General features: G+C 75.9%; 19 protein-coding genes. 7 read left to right on the top strand and 12 right to left on the bottom strand.

The window, feature by feature from the left end; genetic code table 11:
• Nucleotides 1-131: 131 nt before the first annotated feature.
• From AB0411_RS23845 to AB0411_RS23820, 6 genes are read left to right on the top strand one after another with little or no spacing between them, the layout of a single operon-like run.
• Entirely contained in the window at nucleotides 132-1,352 is a 1,221-nt protein-coding gene (locus AB0411_RS23845; RefSeq protein WP_366419392.1) for an ADP-ribosylglycohydrolase family protein, read from the top strand.
• Entirely contained in the window at nucleotides 1,349-2,647 is a 1,299-nt protein-coding gene (locus tag AB0411_RS23840) for an ADP-ribosylglycohydrolase family protein (protein ID WP_366419315.1), read from the top strand. Before AB0411_RS23845 ends, AB0411_RS23840 begins: the two co-directional genes overlap by 4 nt.
• Nucleotides 2,644-3,930, top strand: coding sequence for an ADP-ribosylglycohydrolase family protein (locus AB0411_RS23835; RefSeq protein ID WP_366419314.1), 1,287 nt, complete (start codon nucleotides 2,644-2,646; stop codon nucleotides 3,928-3,930). The genes AB0411_RS23840 and AB0411_RS23835 overlap by 4 nt, the downstream gene beginning before the upstream one ends.
• The gene (locus tag AB0411_RS23830; protein WP_366419313.1) at nucleotides 3,927-5,375 is read left to right on the top strand and encodes an ADP-ribosylglycohydrolase family protein; all 1,449 of its coding nucleotides are present in this window, start codon (nucleotides 3,927-3,929) and stop codon (nucleotides 5,373-5,375) included. Before AB0411_RS23835 ends, AB0411_RS23830 begins: the two co-directional genes overlap by 4 nt.
• On the top strand, nucleotides 5,372-6,643 hold the full coding sequence (locus AB0411_RS23825) for a CaiB/BaiF CoA transferase family protein (protein ID WP_366419312.1): 1,272 nt from the start codon (nucleotides 5,372-5,374) through the stop codon (nucleotides 6,641-6,643). Before AB0411_RS23830 ends, AB0411_RS23825 begins: the two co-directional genes overlap by 4 nt.
• Entirely contained in the window at nucleotides 6,640-7,653 is a 1,014-nt protein-coding gene (locus tag AB0411_RS23820; RefSeq protein WP_366419311.1) for an HpcH/HpaI aldolase/citrate lyase family protein, read from the top strand. Before AB0411_RS23825 ends, AB0411_RS23820 begins: the two co-directional genes overlap by 4 nt.
• 91 nt (nucleotides 7,654-7,744) lie before the next feature.
• Here AB0411_RS23820 and lgt read toward each other — a convergent pair whose 3' ends face one another.
• The 11 genes from lgt to hisI form a co-directional block, all read right to left on the bottom strand.
• The gene (lgt, locus tag AB0411_RS23815) at nucleotides 7,745-8,872 is read right to left on the bottom strand and encodes a prolipoprotein diacylglyceryl transferase (RefSeq protein ID WP_366419310.1); all 1,128 of its coding nucleotides are present in this window, start codon (nucleotides 8,870-8,872) and stop codon (nucleotides 7,745-7,747) included.
• Between the two features lie 131 nt (nucleotides 8,873-9,003).
• Nucleotides 9,004-9,951 (bottom strand): DsbA family protein, encoded by a 948-nt coding sequence (locus AB0411_RS23810; RefSeq protein ID WP_366419309.1) that lies wholly within the window; start codon nucleotides 9,949-9,951, stop codon nucleotides 9,004-9,006.
• A 116-nt stretch (nucleotides 9,952-10,067) separates the two neighbouring features.
• Nucleotides 10,068-10,886 carry a tryptophan synthase subunit alpha gene (trpA, locus tag AB0411_RS23805; protein WP_366419308.1) on the bottom strand — a complete coding sequence of 273 codons (819 nt, stop codon included), beginning with the start codon at nucleotides 10,884-10,886 and terminating at the stop codon, nucleotides 10,068-10,070.
• Entirely contained in the window at nucleotides 10,883-12,169 is a 1,287-nt protein-coding gene (gene trpB / locus AB0411_RS23800; RefSeq protein ID WP_366419307.1) for a tryptophan synthase subunit beta, read from the bottom strand. Before trpB ends, trpA begins: the two co-directional genes overlap by 4 nt.
• A 311-nt stretch (nucleotides 12,170-12,480) precedes the next feature.
• Nucleotides 12,481-12,771 (bottom strand): tryptophan biosynthesis modulator TrpM, encoded by a 291-nt coding sequence (trpM, locus tag AB0411_RS23795; protein WP_366419400.1) that lies wholly within the window; start codon nucleotides 12,769-12,771, stop codon nucleotides 12,481-12,483.
• 25 nt (nucleotides 12,772-12,796) lie between these two features.
• On the bottom strand, nucleotides 12,797-13,606 hold the full coding sequence (gene trpC / locus AB0411_RS23790) for an indole-3-glycerol phosphate synthase TrpC (RefSeq protein ID WP_366419306.1): 810 nt from the start codon (nucleotides 13,604-13,606) through the stop codon (nucleotides 12,797-12,799).
• A 184-nt stretch (nucleotides 13,607-13,790) separates the two neighbouring features.
• On the bottom strand, nucleotides 13,791-14,258 hold the full coding sequence (locus AB0411_RS23785; protein WP_403150633.1) for a DUF2752 domain-containing protein: 468 nt from the start codon (nucleotides 14,256-14,258) through the stop codon (nucleotides 13,791-13,793).
• 145 nt (nucleotides 14,259-14,403) lie between these two features.
• A complete protein-coding gene (locus AB0411_RS23780) occupies nucleotides 14,404-14,649 on the bottom strand; it encodes an HGxxPAAW family protein (RefSeq protein WP_086716840.1) in 246 nt (81 codons plus the stop codon).
• Between the two features lie 85 nt (nucleotides 14,650-14,734).
• Nucleotides 14,735-15,400 carry a TIGR02234 family membrane protein gene (locus tag AB0411_RS23775; RefSeq protein ID WP_366419304.1) on the bottom strand — a complete coding sequence of 222 codons (666 nt, stop codon included), beginning with the start codon at nucleotides 15,398-15,400 and terminating at the stop codon, nucleotides 14,735-14,737.
• A 111-nt stretch (nucleotides 15,401-15,511) separates the two neighbouring features.
• A complete protein-coding gene (locus tag AB0411_RS23770; RefSeq protein WP_366419303.1) occupies nucleotides 15,512-17,056 on the bottom strand; it encodes an anthranilate synthase component I in 1,545 nt (514 codons plus the stop codon).
• A gap of 11 nt (nucleotides 17,057-17,067) precedes the next feature.
• Nucleotides 17,068-17,457: a phosphoribosyl-AMP cyclohydrolase gene (gene hisI, locus AB0411_RS23765; protein ID WP_366419302.1), complete on the bottom strand. Its 390-nt coding sequence runs from the start codon at nucleotides 17,455-17,457 to the stop codon at nucleotides 17,068-17,070.
• 33 nt (nucleotides 17,458-17,490) lie between these two features.
• Between hisI and AB0411_RS23760 the strand changes: the two genes are divergently transcribed.
• Nucleotides 17,491-17,631, top strand: a complete 141-nt coding sequence (locus AB0411_RS23760) for a hypothetical protein (protein ID WP_366419301.1) — start codon at nucleotides 17,491-17,493, stop codon at nucleotides 17,629-17,631.
• Nucleotides 17,632-17,670: 39 nt separating this feature from the next.
• Here AB0411_RS23760 and AB0411_RS23755 read toward each other — a convergent pair whose 3' ends face one another.
• Nucleotides 17,671-18,303 (bottom strand): TIGR03085 family metal-binding protein, encoded by a 633-nt coding sequence (locus tag AB0411_RS23755; protein ID WP_366419300.1) that lies wholly within the window; start codon nucleotides 18,301-18,303, stop codon nucleotides 17,671-17,673.
• Nucleotides 18,304-18,353: the final 50 nt, after the last annotated feature.

The following is an 18,353-nucleotide window of genomic DNA, read 5'->3' as shown; positions in this document are numbered from 1 at the left end:
CAGCGGTCCCCAGCCGGCCGGCGCCCCGTGGTCCCTGGCGGCGCTCCGGCCCGTACAGAACGGCACGCACCATGAGCGCAGCGCACTCCCCGCCCGCGGATCCGGCCGGGCCCGCCGCCGCGGACGACACGATGCGCGACCGGGCCCGGGGCGCGCTGCTCGGGCTCGCCGTCGGCGATGCGCTCGGCGCCCCGGCGGAGAACATGAAGCCCTCGCAGATCCGCGCCCGCTGGGGCCGGATCGAGGGCTACGTCGAGGACGACCCGGCCGGCACCGACGACACCGAGTACGCGATCTTCTCGGGGCTGCTGCTCGCCGCGCACGGCTCGGCGCTGACCGTCGCGCACGTCGAGGCCGCATGGCACCAGTGGATCGCCGACCGTGACGAGGGGCCGTTCCGCGGCGCGGGCTTCAGCGAGCGCGGCACCCTGGAGAACCTGCGCCGGGGCCTGGCCGCCCCGATCTCCGCCCAGCACCGGCACGCCTGGAGCGACGGGCTGGCGATGCGCGCCGCGCCGTTCGGGGTGTTCGCCGCCGGCCGGCCCGCCGAGGCCGCCCGGCTGGTCGCCATCGACGGCACGGTCAGCCACGACGGGGAGGGGATCTACGGCGGCCGGGCGGTGGCCGCCGGGGTCGCGGCCGCCATGGTCGCCCTCCCCCACGGACCGTCGGCGGTCGCGCAGTCTCCACGCCTCCCCCAGTCCCAGCCCCTCCCCCACTCGCAACTCCTCCCCCAGTCCCCACTCCGTTCGACCGGGGGGACCCCCATGCCCGGGAGGACCCCCCTGCCCGAGGGGACTCCCGCGCCCGACCGGACCCCCAACATCGACGCGGTGATCGCCGCCGCGTTGTCCGTCGTGCCGGAGGACTCCTGGACGGCCCGCTCGCTGCGCCGGGCGGTCGGCGCCGCCCAGCGCTCGCGGTACGACCCGGGCCTCACCCAGCTCGGCACCGAGCGGGCGGTGCGCTCGGCGGTCGTGGTGGGCGGCTACCCGTGGACGGATCTGGCGCCCGAGGCCGTCGGCCTGGCCTTCGGCGCCTTCGCGGCGGCCCGCGGCGACTTCTCCGGCGCGGTGCTGACCGCGGTCAACATGGGGCGCGACGCCGACACCACCGCGGCCGTGGCCGGTGCGCTGGCCGGTGCGCTCTGCGGCGCCGCCGCGATCCCCGAGGCCTGGGCGGGGGCCATCGGCCCGGCACGCGGCAGCTGCCTGCCGTCGATGGCGGGCTACCACGTCCTGGACATCGCGGACCTGCTCGCGCCGCGGGCGGCCGGGGCGCCGGCGCCGGTGCGCACCGAGCGGCCCCGCCCCGTCGGCACCGGCGTCGGGGCCGGCGCGGGGTCCGGATGAACGGCGGGCGGGCCGGTCGGGACGCCGCCGCACCGGCCCCGGGCGATCCCCGGGACACCGCCGGCGCCCGCGGCCGAATCGAAGGGCTGCTGCTCGGGCTGGCCGCGGGCGACGCCGCCGGGTGGCCGGCGGCCCGGCACCGGGCGGCGCGGATGCCGGAGTGGACCCGTCGGCTGACCCGTGAGCTGGACACCTTCGCCGAGCAGAACGCGACCACGACGCTGCCGGTGCCGATCGCGCTGAACCAGCCGCCCGAACCCCTGCGGCTGGGCCCCTCCGACGACGCCGAGTGGGCGGCCTTCACCGCCGAGTCGGTGCTCACCGCGGCCGGTGCGCTCCTCAGCGACCTGGGCCGGGGGCGCCGGATGCGCGCCGCGATCGACCTCGCCTGGAACGCCCTGGCCGGTGAGGTCGCCGCGGCCGCCGACCGGGCCCTGGAGGTGGAGTCGGCGGTGCTGCCGCTGCGCGCCCGGATCTCGGTACGGGCCGGGCTCGGCAACCTCGCCGCCGGGCTGCGGCCGCCCGCCACCGGCCACGACAACCCGCACTTCTTCGACGACGCGGCCTGTGTGCGCGCCGCCGTACTGGCCGTGGTGCACCCGGGCGAGCCGTCCGCGGCCGCGGACCTGGCCGAGTACGACGCGCGCTACACCCAGGACGGCGACGGGGTGCACGGGGCCCGCGCGATGGCCGCCGCGGTCGCGGCAGCGCTGGGCGGCGCGGCCGCGGACGGCTGTGTGGAAGCGGCCCTGGACCAGCTTCCCGAGGGCACCGAGATCCGCCGCAACGCCCTGCACGCGGTCCGTCTCGCCCGGGCCTTCGCACCTGGCGGCCGGGGCCGCCCCGGCACCGCCTTCGCCCTGGTGCCCGTGCTGGAGCACGAGATCGTCGATCACGTCTACAGCTACGGCATCGCCGCGGCCGAGACCGTCCCCGTGGCGCTGGCGCTCGCGCTGGCGGCGGACGGGCTGGTCGCCGAGGCGGTACCGGCCGCCGCCTGTCTCTCCCGGGTCGCCGACTCCGCGCCGGCCCTGGCCGGGGCGCTGACCGGCGTGCTCGGCGGCGCCCGCGCCCTGCCCCGCACCTGGCGCGATGCCTGCCGGGTGCTGTCCGGCTGTGCGCTGCCCCGGCTGGCCGGCACGGACCTCGTGGAGCTGGCCGGGCTGCTCGCCCGTACGGAGCTGACCGCCCCCGAAGCCGCGGGGCCGGACCTCGCCCCGGTCCTCGCCCATGCCGTCCCCGGCGTCCTGCCGGCCGCGCTCTCCCCCACCGTGGAAGGACTCACCCGCACATGACCCACGCAAGCGAGCGGACACCGGCCGCACCGCACCCCGCCGACGCGCCGGCCGCCACCGCCGCCCCGGTCACCGCCCCGGCGCCCCCGCGTCCGGTGCCGCCCGTCGTCACCGCCCCGCCGTCCCTGGAGGACCGGGCGGTCGGCGCCCTGGTCGGGGCCGCCGTCGGCGACGCGCTCGGCGGGCCCGTGGAGGGCTGGTCACCGGAGGAGATCGTCAAACGGCACGGCGGCCGGGTCGGCGGCATCGTCGGACCGTTCCACGACGACTGGCGCACCGCCCGCCCGATCGCGCCGTACCACAAGGGCGACGGGCACGTCACCGACGACACCTTGATGACGCACGCACTGGTGCGGGTCTACGAAGCGGTGCGCGACCACCTCGACGCCTACGACATCGCCGACCACCTCGTACCGGACCTGATCGGCACCCCGCGCTGGATCCCGGAGCTGGAGACCGAGGCGCTGCCGCTGCAGCGGATCTTCCTCGCCGAGAAGTGGATCGTGGCGCGGCTCCACTACGGGCACGCGGACCCGCGCGAGGCGGGCGTCGGAAACATCGTCAACTGCGGTGCGGCGATGTACATGGCGCCGGTCGGCATCGTCAACGCCGGCAATCCGGACCGGGCGTACGCCGAGGCGCTGGACATCTCCGCCGCCCATCAGTCCTCCTACGGGCGGGAGGCGGCGGGGGTGTTCGCGGCGGCGGTGGCGGCCGCGTTCCTGCCGGACGCCACCCCGTCCTCGGTCGTCGTCCAGGCGCTGCGGCTGGCCAAGGACGGCACCCGCGCCGCGATCGAGGCGGTCTGCGAGGCCGCGGCGACGCTCACCGACCCCGAGTCGGCGCTGCTGCCGCTGCGTGCGGCGATCGCCCCGTTCGACACGGTGGGCCCGGACTACCGCAACCCGTCGCTCGGCGCCCGGCGCCCCTCGCGGCTGCACGCCGTCGAGGAACTCCCCATCGCCCTGGGCATGGTGCTGATCGGCGGCGGCGACTTCCGGGCCACGGTCCTCGGCTCGGTCAACTACGGCCGCGACTGCGACTCGATCGCCACGATGAGCGGTGCGCTCGTCGGGGCGCTGCGCGGCGCGGCGGCGGTGCCGGCCGAGTGGAGCGAGGAGGTCGCCCGCGCCAGCCGCCTCGACCTGCAGGCGCCCGGGGCCGCGCTGGCGGCCGTCGCCCGCGAGGTCTTCACCCGGGACCGGGCCCGCGCCCGCACCCACGAGCAGGCCTTCACCGCGATCACGGCCATCCCCGCGATGACGGAGGCGGGCGGGCGGTGACGGTTACCGCGGACCTCGCCCGGCCCCCGGCCGCCGGGCTCCGGGTGACCTGGGTGCAGCCCGAGGACCTGATCGGCCATGAGCTGCGGCAGGCGGCCGAGGACGGCCGGGACGCCGCCGGGATCGCGCGGCGCTGGCGGGCTGCGGGCGGATCCCCGGCACCCGGCCGGGCGGGCGCCTCCCCCGGCCCGGCGGACCCGGCCCTGCGTGCCCTCGCCGGGACACTGCTCGACGAACTCGCCCTGCTGCCCTGTCCGTCGGAGGACGACGAGCCCACCGACCTGACGGCCATTCGGGCGGCCTGGGCGCCGGTGAGCCGCCGGTCCCGGCCGGCCGGCCGCGCCCTGGCCGACCGTCTGGCGGCCGCCTGGCTCGGGCGGGCGGCCGGCTGCCTGCTCGGCAAGCCGGTCGAGAAGCTGCCGCTCGGCGGTGTGCGCGCGCTCGCCCGCGCGACCGGGAACTGGCCGCCGGCCGCGTACTTCACGGAGGTGGGACTCGATCCGGCGGTGGCCGCGCGCTACCCGTGGAACCGCCGCAGCCGCGCCACCTCGCTCGCCGAGAACATCGACGGCATGCCCGAGGACGACGACCTCAACTACCCGCTGCTCGGCGTGCTGCTCCTCGAACGCCACGGCCACGGCTTCACCACCGCCGACGTGGCGCGGCTGTGGCTGGACACGCTCCCGGCCGGCCGCACCTTCACCGCCGAACGGCTCGCGTACCGCAACCTCCTGGACGGCATCGAGCCGCCGCACACCGCGCGGTACCGCAACCCGTTCCGGGAGTGGATCGGCGCGCGGATCCGCGCCGACGTCTTCGGCTGGACCCACCCCGGCGACCCGGCGGCCGCCGCCGCGCTGGCCTGGCGGGACGCCACCCTCAGCCATACCGCGAACGGGGTCTACGACGCGATGTTCACGGCCGCCGCGCTCGCCGAGGCGGCCGGCGGCACCGCCGATGTGCACGGCGCGCTGGCGGCCGGGCTGGCCGTGATCCCGCCGCGCTCCCGGCTCGCGCGGGCCGTGCGCCGCGGAATCGCCGCCGCGCGCGAGGAGCCCACCGGTACGCCGGACGGCTTCGCCGGCGTCGTCGACCGGCTGCACCGCGCCTACGGGCACCACCACTGGGTGCACTCCGTACCGAACGCGGCGCTGCTGGCCGCCGCGCTCACCCACGCCGACGGCGACTTCACCGGCTCCATCTGCCGTGCGGTGTCCGGCGGTTGGGACACCGATTCCAACGGCGCCACGGCCGGTTCGCTGGCCGGGCTGCTCGCCGGATCGCCCCGGGCGCTGCCCGCCCGCTGGACCGCACCGCTGCGCGGCCGGCTCGCCACCAGCATCGGCGGCCTGGACGGCATCGGCTTCGACGCCCTCGCGGCCCGTACCGCCGCCCTGGCCGTGCCACCCCCCTCCCCCGACCGACCGGAGGCATCCGCACCATGACCGACCCGTCCCGCTCCGGGCGGCCCGGCCCCGGCGCCGGCGACCGCGCCGCCTCCGAGCCGCCCGCCCCCGAACCGCCCGCCTCCGGTCCCCTCGCCGGGCTGCGGGTGCTCGACCTCGCCACGCTGTTCGCCGGTCCGCTCGCCGCCACCCTGCTGGGGGACTACGGCGCCGAGGTGATCAAGGTCGAGCATCCGCGGCGGCCCGACCCGTCGCGCGGCCACGGGCCCGCCAAGGACGGCATCGGGCTGTGGTGGAAGCTGCTCGGCCGCAACAAGAAGACCATCACGCTCGATCTGTCCCACCCCGACGGCCGGGACGTCCTGCTGCGGCTGGCCGCCGGGGCGGATGTCGTCGTCGAGAACTTCCGGCCCGGGACCCTGGAGCGGTGGGGGCTGGGCTGGGCGGAACTGTCCGCGCGCAATCCGGGGCTGGTGCTGGCCCGGGTCACCGGCTTCGGGCAGTTCGGCCCGTACGCCCACCGTCCGGGGTTCGGCACCCTGGCCGAGGCGATGAGCGGCTTCGCCGCGATCACCGGCGAGCCGGACGGGCCGCCGACCCTGCCGCCGTTCGGTCTCGCCGACGCGATCGCCGGGCTGACCACCTCGTACGCCGTGATGGCCGCGCTGCACGGGCGGGCGGCCACCGGACGCGGCCAGGTCGTGGACCTGGCGCTGATCGAACCGATGCTGACCGTCCTGGGCCCGCAGCCGCTCTGGTACGACCAGCTCGGCCACGTCCAGCCGCGGACCGGCAACCGCTCCGCCAATGTCGCGCCGCGCAACACCTACCGCACCGCCGACGGCTCCTGGGTGGCGGTCTCCACCTCGGCCGAGTCGGTCGCCGGGCGGGTGATGCGGCTGGTCGGCCGGCCCGAGGTGATCGACGAGCCCTGGTTCGCGACCGGCGCGGGACGTGCCCGGCACGCCGAGGAGCTCGACGGGGCGGTCGCCGACTGGATCGCCCGGCACGACCGTGCCGAGGTGCTGGCGGCCTTCGAGAAGGCCGAGGCGGCGGTGGCGCCCATTTACGACATCCGCGAGGTGATGACGGATCCGCAGTATCAGGCGCTGGACTCGATCACCGAGGTGCCGGACGACGAACTCGGCACCGTCCGGATGCAGAACGTCCCCTTCCGGCTCTCCGCGACGCCGGGCGCCATCCGCTGGGCGGGACGCCCCCACGGTGCGGACACCGACGAGGTGCTCACCGGCCTCGGGCTGACCGGCGCCGAGATCGACGCGCTGCGCACGGCGGGGGCGCTGTGAGGCCGGCTTCCCCCACGCCCCGTCCCGCGGCCGCCCCGACCCCGCTGACCTGGCTGTACGTTCCCGGGGACCGCCCCGAGGTGGTCGCCAAGGCGCTCGGCTCGGGCGCCGATGTGGTGGTGATCGACCTGGAGGACGCGGTCGCCCCGGACCGCAAGGAACACGCGCTGCGCGCCACCGCCGGGCTGCTGGCCGATCCGTGCCCCGGCCCCTGCCCGGTCCACGTCCGCGTCAATGCGCTGGACGGCCCGCTCGCCGAGACCGAGATCCGCACCCTCGCCGCGCTGCCGGGCCTGGCCGGTCTGCGGCTGCCCAAGGTGCAGAGCCCGGCGGACGTCCACCGCGCCGCCGGCTGGGCGACGACGGCGGCCGGGCTCGTCCCCGACCGCCTCCCCCACGCCGCGGAACGGGCCGGGCGCCCGGCCGGGCACGCCCTCGCGGCCCCGCTCGCCCCGTCGCCCGCGGCCGCCGGGACCACCACCCTCGCCCCCGCCGCCACGAGCGCCCTGCCCGCCACCCCCGCGCTGTACGCCCTGCTCGAATCCGCGCTGGGCATCGAGCACGCCTTCCCCATCGCCACCGCGCACCCGGCCCTGCGCGGGATCGCCCTCGGCGAGGCCGATCTGTGCGGGGAGCTGGGGGTGCGGGACGACGCGGGGCTGGCCTGGCCGCGCAGCCGGACCGTGGTCGCCGCCCGCGCGGCCGGGCTCGCCCCGCCGCCGCAGTCGGTCTACCCCGACGTCCACGACCTGGCGGGACTGGCCCGGTCCTGCGAGGGGGGCCGCGCGCTGGGCTTCCTGGGCCGGGCGGCGGTCCACCCCCGCCAGCTCCCGGTCATCGAGGCCGCGTACCTCCCCTCGGCGCAGGAGATCGCGGCGGCGCGGGAGACGGTGCGGGCGGCCACCGCGGAGGGCGGCGGGGCGCTGGCACTGCCGGACGGCCGGTTCGTGGACGCGGCGGTGGTCGCGGGAGCCCGGCGGGTGCTGGAGCTGGCCGAGCGCCGGCGCTGACCCGCGCACCGCCGCCGGGCCCGGACAGCATGGCGCCGGGCGGCCCCGATGTGTCGGGTCCGCCCGGCGCGGTGGGCAGCCGGTGGCTGCCTCAGGACTTCTTGGTGCTGCCGCTGCCGGCGGGCTTGGCGGCCTCCCCCGCGGGAGCGTCCGCGTCGTCCGCGGCCTTCTCGTCACCGGACCCGGCCTCGGCGGGCCCGTCGGCCTTCCCGGCGTCGGCGGTCTTGGCGGGCTCCGCGGTCCGGACGGGCTCGGCGCCGCCGTCGGCGTCCGGCTCCGTGGCGTCGTCGTCGGACGCCGCCCCGGAGGTCGGCTTGCCGCCCGAGACCTCGGCGTCACCGGCACTCTCGGCGGCCTGGGCGCCCTCGGCACCCTCGCCGTCCTCGTCCCCGGCGGGCTGGGCCCCCGGCTCGACGACGGCTTCCCGGCCGGGTGCCTTCTTCGCGGAGATCACGAAGTAGCCGACGGCCAGGACGAGGACGATCAGCGCGGTCCAGACGTTGAGCCGCAGCCCCAGGATGTGGTGCGCCTCGTCGACCCGCATGTACTCGATCCACGCGCGGCCGGCGCAGTAGGCGGCGACATACAGCGCGAAGGCGCGACCGTGGCCGAGCCGGAAGCGCTTGTCGGCCCAGATCACCAGCGCCGCGACGCCCAGGCACCACAGGCACTCGTAGAGGAAGGTCGGGTGGTAGGTGCCGCCGATCCGTCCGATGGCCGGGTCGGAGCTGATCTTCAGCGCCCACGGGACATCGGTCGGCTTGCCGTACAGCTCCTGGTTGAACCAGTTGCCCCAGCGGCCGATCGCCTGCCCGATGGCCAGGCCCGGCGCCAGCGCGTCGGCGTAGGCGGGGAGCGGGATGCCGCGCCGGCGGCAGCCGATCCAGGCCCCCACGGCGCCGAGCGCGACCGCGCCCCAGATGCCGAGGCCGCCCTCCCACACCTTGAAGGCGTCGAGCGGGTGGCCGTTCGGGCCGAAGTACGGCTCGTACGTCGTGATGACGTGGTAGAGGCGGCCGCCGACCAGCCCGAAGGGCACGGCCCATACGGCGATGTCGGCGACGGTGCCGGAGCGGCCGCCGCGCTGCACCCAGCGCTTGTTGCCGAGCCAGACGCCGACGAAGACGCCGATGATGATGCAGAATGCGTAGCCGCGCAGCGGGATCGGGCCGAGATGTACGACGCCGACCGACGGGCTGGGAATGAATGCGAGGTCCATGGCAGGGTCGACGCTACCGCGCCGGGCGGGGTCGGCGGCAACCCGCCCGGCAACGGCTGCGTAACGACGCCGCACTCGGACGATGACGCTGCGTGTCCGCAAGGACGGCGGCGCCACCCGGCCACCGGCTCCTAGGACGCCGGCGCGACGCCCGCTCCGTGCTGTTGGCCCTGGGGCGCGGCGCTCGGCACGGCGCCCGGCGCGGAGTGCCTGACCTGGGGCGAAGCGCCCGGACCGGCCTGCTTGCCCCGGGTCGAGGCAGCGCCCGGGTGCGGCGAGGCGCTCTTTCCGCCCGGTTGCTTGCCCTTGTCGGCGTCCAGCACCATCTTCTTCAGGTCCGCCGGGGTGATCCGGCCGCCCTTCTCCTTCGCCAGGTCCTTGCCGTTGAGCAGGACGGTCGGGGTGCCGCGGTATCCGGACTGGGCGAAGGCGTCGGTGGACTTCTCTACGAAGCGGTCGTACCTGCCGTCGTTGACGCAGGTGGTGAAGGCGGGGGTGGTCAGTCCCTTGACCTTGCCCGCCAGTTGGAGGAGGTGCTGCTTGTCGGCGAACTTGTCCTGCGTCTCAGGCGGCTGGTGGGAGTAGAGGACGTCGTGGTACGCGCGGAACTTCCCGGCGTCCTGGGCGCACAGGGCGGCGTTGGCGGCGTTGAGCGACCCCTTGCCGCCGGCGTTCCCGTCGATGATCGTCACGAGGTGGTACTCGCTCTTGAGCCGGCCGGAGTCCTCCAGCTCATGGACGACCGGACGGAAGGCGGTCTCGAACTGCTGGCAGGCCGGGCAGCGGAAGTCCTCCCACACCGTGAGTGTGGAGGGGGCGCCCGGCGCACCGACCGGGATGGCGGGCCTGCTGCCGCCGCTGGCCTGCCTGGGGCGGGCGGTCTCGTTGTCGGAGCTGCTCTTGCCGCTGCCGGACGAGGTCGCCCAGACGGCGATGCCGCCGGCCACCGCCAGCACCGCCACCACCGATCCGGCGACCACGGCCTGGCGGCGGCGCCGGGCGCGTGCCCGCTCCTTTTCCCGCTGTTCCTGCATCCGCTCGCGGGCGGTTCTCTTACCCTCATGGTTCTTCTGGCTCACGCCCCTGGACAACGAAGCGGAGGGGTGTCGCCGCACCCCTCCGCACCGATGTTCGCCCTATCGAGGGACAGCGCGGCCGGGTCCCGGCCGCCCGGGACCCGGCCGCGCGCCGTGGCTCAGGCCCGCTTGCGCACGCCCTCGGCCAGCTCGGCCGCCAGGGTGCGGACCCCGTCGAGACCGTCCGCCAGATCGCCGTCGGCCGCGAGCAGCCGCTTGACGAACGCCGAGCCGACGATCACACCGTCCGCGAACTGGGCCACCTCGGCGGCCTGTTCGGGGTTGGAGACGCCGAGGCCGACACAGACCGGCAGGTCGGTGGTCGCCTTGGTGCGCCGTACGAGGTCCTGGGCCTGCGCGCCCACCGACTCGCGGGTGCCCGTGACGCCCATCAGCGAGGCGGCGTAGACGAAGCCGGAGCCGGCCGCCGTGATCTCGGCGAGCCGGGCGTCCTTGCTGCTGGGGGCGACGACGAAGACGGTGGCGAGGCCGTGCTTGTCGGCGTGCTCCCGCCAGGTCGCGGACTCCTGGACCGGCAGGTCGGGCAGGATGCAGCCGGCGCCGCCCGCCTCGGCGAGCTCGGCGGTGAACCGCTCGATGCCGTAGCGGTCGATCGGGTTCCAGTACGTCATGACGAGGACGGGCTTGCCGGTGGCCCGGTGCGCCTCGCGCACCGTGCGCATCACGTCCGCGATCTTCACCCCGCCGCGCAGGGCGATGTCGTCGGCGGTCTGGATGACGGGCCCGTCCAGGACCGGGTCGCTGTGCGGCAGCCCGACCTCCACGACGTCCGCCCCGCCGGCGAAGACGGCCTTGGCCGCCTCGATGCCGCCGTCGACGGTCGGGAACCCGGCCGGCAGGTAGGCGATCAGCGCCGACCGGCCCTCGGCCTTCGCGGCGGCGAGGGTGTCGCCCAACAGCTTGATGTTCCCGCTCACTTGGCGTCCCCTTCGATCTCCGCGTCGGCGGCGGCGTTGTCCGCCTCGACGGCGGCGTCCGTGTCGTACAGGTCGAAGTAACGGGCGGCGGTGTCCATGTCCTTGTCACCGCGCCCGGACAGGTTGACGACGAGCAGCCCGTCCGGGCCGAGCTCCCTGCCGAGGTCCAGCGCCCCGGCCAGGGCGTGGGCGCTCTCGATGGCCGGGATGATGCCCTCGGTCTGCGAGAGCAGGCGCAGCGCCTGCATCGCGGCGTCGTCGGTGACGGCGCGGTACTCACCGCGTCCGCTGTCCTTGAGGTAGGCGTGCTCGGGCCCGATGCCCGGGTAGTCGAGGCCGGCCGAGATGGAGTACGGCTCGGTGATCTGGCCCTCCTCGTCCTGGAGGACGTAGCTGCGGGACCCGTGCAGGATGCCCGGCTCACCGGCGCTCAGCGTCGCCGCGTGCTCGCCGGTCTCGATGCCGTGGCCCGCGGGCTCGCAGCCGACGAGCCGGACGCCGGCGTCCGGGAGGAAGGCGTGGAAGAGGCCGATGGCGTTGGAGCCGCCGCCGACGCAGGCGACGGCCGCGTCGGGCAGGCGGCCCGCGCGCTCCAGGATCTGGCGGCGGGCCTCGACGCCGATGACGCGGTGGAAGTCGCGCACCATCGCGGGGAAGGGGTGCGGTCCGGCGACGGTCCCGAACAGGTAGTGGGTGCGGTCGACGTTGGCGACCCAGTCGCGGAAGGCCTCGTTGATGGCGTCCTTGAGGGTGCGGCTGCCGGACTTCACGGCGATGACCTCGGCGCCGAGCATCCGCATCCGGGCGACGTTGAGGGCCTGGCGCTGGGTGTCGATCTCGCCCATGTAGATGGTGCACTCGAGGCCGAACAGGGCGCAGGCGGTGGCGGTGGCGACGCCGTGCTGGCCGGCGCCGGTCTCGGCGATGACCCGGGTCTTGCCCATCCGCTTGGTGAGCAGCGCCTGGCCCAGCACGTTGTTGATCTTGTGCGAGCCGGTGTGGTTGAGGTCCTCGCGCTTGAGGAACACCCGGGCCCCGCCCGCGTGTTCGGCGAACCGCGGCACCTCGGTGAGCGCGCTGGGGCGCCCGGTGTAGTTGACCATCAGGTCGTTGAGCTCGGCGGCGAACGCGGGGTCCGCCTTGGCCTTCTCGTACTCGACGGCGACCTCGTCGACCGCGGCGACCAGGGCCTCGGGGATGAACTTGCCGCCGAAGGCACCGAAGTAGCCCTCGGCGCTGGGGACGCGCCCCTCGGGGTCGGGAAGGAAGAAATCGGAGGACATCAGACGCACTCCTAGGCCGGGGCGGCTGCCCCGGAGGTCCGGTTGTGTCGGAGGTATGCGGGATTCGGGCATCGCGGCGGGCGGCGCGCGGTGCGCAGGGGCGGACGGGCCGCTGCCGCCGCGGTGCCGCGGGCGCTCGCGCGCAGGGCCGGGCGGTGTCGCGGGACCCGGCCGCGGCGCTCCCCCGCCCCCTCCCCCCTCTCCCCCTTCGGGGGAGGGGGCGGGGGTGGGTTCGGGGGTGGGGGGGTGAGCAGGCCGTCAGACGACCGCCGCAACCCTCCGCTTCCCGGCGCCCGGGCGGGGCCGGCGCGTCAGCGCGCGGGCCCCGGTTGCCATCGCCGGCCGTTGATCTGGCCCGGCTCGGATCCGATGTGGTACCTGACCCGTCTGCCGTGGACCCGCCGGGCGGGCGCCCGGCAGCCGCGGTGCCACGGGGGCAGGGCGCAGCGCTGCGGGGCCGGGTGGTGGCGGTCGGCGGACGGGACGCCGCGGACCGGCCCCGGGGTGGGGAGGCGGCCGGCCTCCGCCACGGCGCGCGCGCCGGCCGGGTCCGGGTACGGGACCCGGACCTGGCAGCTGAGGCTCGCGGCGGTGGCGGTCATGTCGGTGTGTGCCGTCCCCGGGCGCTCAGGACCGGCCGTGCCGGATCGCCGGGTGGGAGCCCGCGGCGACCAGGTCGGCGACCGCGGTCCTGGGGTCCTTGCCGGTCACCAGCGACTCGCCGACCAGCACCGCGTCCGCGCCGTCGTTGGCGTACGCGATCAGGTCGTGCGGGCCGCGCACCCCGGACTCGGCGATCTTGACGATGTGGTCGGGGATCTCGGGGGCGACCCGGGCGAAGTTGCCGCGGTCGACCTCCAGGGTCTTCAGGTTGCGGGCGTTGACGCCGATGATCTTGGCTCCGGCGTCCACCGCGCGGGCGACCTCTTCCTCGTCGTGCACCTCGACCAGCGGCGTCAGCCCGATCGACTCGGCCCGCTCGATCAGCGAGACCAGCGCCTCCTGCTCCAGCGCGGAGACGATCAGCAGCGCGAGGTCGGCGCCGTAGGCACGGGCCTCCCACAGCTGGTAGGCGGTGACGATGAAGTCCTTGCGCAGGACGGGGATGTCGACCTTGGCGCGGACGGCCTCCAGGTCGGCCAGCGAACCGCCGAACCGGCGCTGCTCGGTCAGCACGGAGATGACCGCGGCGCCGCCCGCTTCGTAGTCGGCGGCCAGGGCGGCCGGGTCGGCGATCGCGGCGAGCGCGCCCTTGGAGGGGCTGGAGCGCTTGACCTCGCAGATGACCGTGACGCTCTCGCCCTTGAGGGCGGCGACGCCGTCCTTGGCCGGGCGCGCCTTCTGGGCCCGCTCCTTGAGCTCGTCGAGGCCGACGCGCGCCTGCCGCTCTGCGAGGTCGGCACGGACGCCGTCGATGATCTCGTCGAGCACACTCACGCGAGCGGCCTCCTTCTTGAGCGGTGGAGGTGGACAGTGGCCTGTGGGACGAGCTGTCCCATCCGGCACTCCGATGGTATCCGCCAGAGGAGGCAGGTCTCACATCCGGTGGGCCCCGGTCCCACGACCTGGACTTCTCGGGGGGCGCCCGCGGGGTGCGGGGCGGCGCCGCACGGGCGGCGGGTCACGGTGCCAGCCCGCTGCCGAAGGGGAGGTTGCGCACGACCGTGAAGACCAGCAGCAGGCCGCCCAGCGTCCACCAGTGGACGGCTCGCGGCCGCGGGCCCGCCGTACGGACCCCGCGCGCCGCACGGCACACCCACAGCGCCCAGAAGACCGCGCCGGCGGCGTAGCCGGCCACCGCGAGGGCGTTGGCTCCCAGCGCCGCGGCGAATTCGCCGTGGGCGACGGCATGGGCGCTGCGCAGGCCGCCGCAGGCCGGGCAGAACAGGCCGGTGAGGTGCAGCAGCGGGCACACCGGGTAGTGGCCGGGCTCGTTCGGGTCCACGGCGCCCAGCCACGCGAAGGCGGCGGTGGCGGCGGTCAGGACGCCCAGGGGCGCCCCGAGACGGCGGGGCAGCCCGCCGTGGAGTCGGGCCTGGGGCCGGGGCCGCGCCGCGGGTTCGCTCACGTGGCGATTGTCCGGCGGCATGCGCAAAGGCGCAGCTTCTCGGCCGCCGTACGGAAAGGGGCACGGACGGCGGGTACGGCACCAGGGGTGCGTACGGGCCGGGAAGCGGCGCCTTCGAGGGTGCCACGAGGGTGGCGCCGGGCCGCGGCGCCACGGGAGCGGGGGCTCAGCCCTCCTGCGGCTGTGCCTGCGCCTGGGGGCGCGGCTTGGCCGAGCGCTTGGGCTCCTGGCCCAGGCCGGCCGCACGCATCAGGCCGCCCACCACGGCACCCAGGCCGATCAGCACGATGCCGGCCCAGAAGCCGGGCACATTCGCCAGCACGATGAAGGCTCCGGAGACACAGAAGCCGATGAACGAGATGATGACGCCGGTCCAGGCGGCGGGGGTGTGTCCGTGGCCACTGCTCGACATGAATGCTCCTCGTTGCTCTCTCGCGCCGGGGTCGGGGCGCGGTGATCCTCAGCGCCCATTGTCACCGATGCCGGGCGGGGCCTTTTTACCGGGTGGGGTCCTCGCCGCGGTCCAGGGACTTCCAGATCTCCTCCGGGCGGTCCAGATCCGGCGCTGCCGGGGCGCGCCGGGGGCCGCGGGGGCCGCCGGGCGTGCGCTCGTACCGGCCCGACATGGCGGGCCAGTGGCGTCCGCGGACCAGCGCCAGGACTCCGGCGAGCAGCAGCAGCAGACCGCCGGCGGCGGCCACCCACGGCCATCCGGTGTGCGTGACGTGATGCACATCGGCTCCGGTCAGGCCGACCGCGGTGGCGGCCTTCTCCCGCAGCGCGGAGGTGTCGGAGTTGCCCAGCACCGCGGCGACGGCGATGCCCGCGCCGCTGAGCGCGAGCAGGCCGGCGACCGCGATCCGGCCGGCCCGGCGCACCGCGAAGACGGCGACCAGCGCGGCCAGGCCGACCACGGCCAGCGCGCCGGGCACGCCGGTCACATCGGCGCCGGTCACGCTGCGCGGCAGCTCGCCCTGGGCCAGCTGCGCGGAGCCCTCGGCCCAGGTACGGCCGGAAGCCAGCAGCGCCAGGGCGGCGCCGACCGCGCCGGCCGGCAGGGCCAGGGCGAGACTGCGCCGCGCGCGGGGCGCGGACCGGGCCTGCGCGGGCCCGGGCGGGGCCGGGGACTCGGTCCCGGCGGGGGTCTGGGGTACGGCACTCACGCGTACCACTATCGCGCACCGGCCTGCGGGGGCCGGTGCGCGGGGTGGCGGGCGGCTGGGGGCGGCTCCCCGACCAGCCCGGCGAGCCCGGCCCGATCGGGGAGCCGCCCCCTACCGGCCCAGGTGGTTGGCGGTGTTCACGGCCCGCAGCACCGCGGCCGCCTTGTTGCGGCATTCGGTGTCCTCGGCCGCCGGGTCGGAGTCGGCGACGATTCCGGCGCCCGCCTGGACGTAGGCGGTGCCGTCCCGCAGGAGGGCGGTGCGGATCGCGATGGCGGTGTCGGAGTCGCCGGCGAAGTCGAGGTAGCCGACACAGCCGCCGTACAGGCCGCGCCGGGTCGGCTCCAGCTCCTCGATGATCTGCAGGGCGCGGGGCTTGGGGGCGCCGGAGAGCGTGCCCGCGGGGAAGCAGGCGGTGAGCACGTCGAAGGCGGTGCGGCCCTCGGCGACCTGCCCGGTGACCGTGGAGACGATGTGCATCACATGGCTGTAGCGCTCGACGGACATGAAGTCGACGACCTCGACGCTGCCCGGCTCGCAGACCCGGCCCAGGTCGTTGCGGCCCAGGTCGACCAGCATCAGGTGCTCGGCGCGCTCCTTGGGGTCGGCCAGCAGTTCGTCGGCGAGGGCCTGGTCCTCCTGGACGGTCGCGCCGCGCGGGCGGGTGCCGGCGATGGGGTGGACCATGGCCCGGCCGTCCTCGACCTTCACCAGCGCCTCGGGGCTGGAGCCGACGACGTCGAAGGCGGGCCGCGCCCCGTCCTCGCCGCCCTCGAAGCGGAAGAGGTACATGTACGGGCTGGGGTTGGTGGCCCGCAGTACCCGGTAGACGTCCAACGCGCTGGCCGTGCAGGGGGTTTCGAAGCGCTGGGAGGGCACGACCTGGAAGGCCTCGCCGGCCCGGATGCGCTCCTTGATGTCCTCGACGGCCTCCCGGAAGGCGGGGCCGCCCCACTCGGCGGTGTACGGCGGGACCTCGGACGGGGGCAGCGCGGCGGCGCTTGCCTGCGCGGGCCGGGCGAGGTCGTCGGCCATGGTGTCCAGGCGGGCCACCGCGTCCGCGTAGGCCTCGTCGATGCCGGTGTCGAGGTCGTTGTGGTTGATCGCGTTGGCGATCAGCAGGACGGTGCCGCTCCAGTGGTCGAGGACGGCGAGGTCGGAGGTGAGCAGCATGGTCAGCTCGGGCAGCCGGAGGTCGTCCTCGGTCTGCTCGCCGACCTTCTCCAGCCGGCGCACGATGTCGTAGCCGAGGTAGCCGACCATGCCGCCGGTGAACGGCGGCAGCCCCTCGCCCTCGATGAGGTCCCGGGGGGTGTGCAGCGCCTCGACGGTGGCGCGCAGGGCGGCGAGCGGGTCGCCGCCGGTGGGCATGCCGACGGGCGGCGTGCCGAGCCAGTGCGCCTGTCCGTCGCGGGTGGTGAGGGTGGCGGCGCTGCGGACGCCGATGAAGGAGTAGCGCGACCACGTACGGCCGTTCTCGGCGGACTCCAGGAGGAAGGTGCCGGGGCGTTCGGCGGCGAGTTTGCGGTAGAGCCCGACCGGTGTGTCGCCGTCCGCGAGCAGGCGCCGGGTGACGGGGATGACCCGCCGGTCCTTGGCGAGGGTGCGGAAGGTGTCGAGGTCCGGAGTGGCGGTGCCGGTGGTTCCCGTGGTCATGGCAGCGGAGCCTACTGGTCCCGGCCCGTACCGGTGATCAGTACATCCGCATCGAAGCAGGTGCGGTCGCCGGTGTGGCAGGCGGCGCCGACCTGGTCGACCCGGACCAGGAGGGTGTCGGCGTCGCAGTCCAGGGCCACGGACTTGACGTGCTGGACGTGGCCGGAGGTGTCGCCCTTGACCCAGTACTCCTGGCGGCTGCGGGACCAGTAGGTGCAGCGGCCGGTGGTCAGGGTGCGGTGCAGCGCCTCGTCGTCCATCCAGCCGAGCATCAGCACCTCGCCGGTGTCGTACTGCTGGGCGATGGCGGGGACCAGGCCGTCGGCGCCGCGCTTGAGGCGGGCGGCGATGGCGGGGTCCAGGGCGGAGGTGGTGTCCGGGGTGGAGGCGCGGCTGCTCATGGTGTCCATTGTGCCGTGCGGCATCCTGCACACATGCATCATCAGCAGCCGCCCGTGCCACCGCCGCCGGACCCGGACCGCGCCGCGCGGGTGGCGGCGCGGGTACTGGGGGCGGTGTTCCTGGCGGCGGTGGTGGTCGGCGTGGTGGTCGTGGTGGTGGTGTTCCATACGTGAGGCGGCAGGGTCCGCCCGCGGGACCGCGGGCGGGGCGGGCTAGACGCCCAGCTTCGCCGACCGCAGCCGCTCGACGGCTTCCTTGTCACCGTCCAGCTCCACGTCGGCGGCGTCCTGCCGGCCGAAGGCGAACATCGTCAGCTCGCCCGGCTCGCCGACGACCGTGACCACGGGCGTGCCGCGGTGGGCCACCGCCGTCCGCCCGTCCGGGCGCCGCAGCACCAGGCCCACCGGCGACTTCCGGCCCAGCACCCGGGCCATCCGCTCGATCCTGGACCACAGGGCGTCCGCGAAGACGGTGTCCAGCTCGCGCGGGGCCCAGTCCGGCTGGGCCCGCCGCACGTCCTCGGCGTGGACGAAGAACTCGACGGTGTTGGAGGCCTCGTCGAGCTGCTTCAGCGCGAACGGCGACATCCGCGGCGGCCCGGTCCTGATCAGCCGGATCAGTTCCTCGTACGGCCGGCCGGCGAACTCCGCCTGCACCCGCTCCAGCCGTGCGGCCAGCGGCTTGACGAGGATCCCGCCGGCCGCGTCGGCGCGCCGCTCGCGCACCACCACATGCGCGGCCAGATCCCGCGCGCTCCAGTTCCCGCACAGCGTCGGGGCCTCGGGCCCGGCGCTCTCCAACAGGTCGGCGAGAAGGAGCCGTTCACGCTTCGCATGGGTCGACATGCGGCCAGCCTACGACCGGCCACCGCCGCCTGCCACGGGGCCGCGCCCGG

Origin of the sequence: Streptomyces angustmyceticus, from assembly GCF_040701845.1 — a bacterium.
Taxonomy (GTDB): Bacteria; Actinomycetota; Actinomycetes; order Streptomycetales; family Streptomycetaceae; genus Streptomyces; species Streptomyces angustmyceticus_A.
This window is presented reverse-complemented; position numbering and strand designations above follow the sequence as displayed.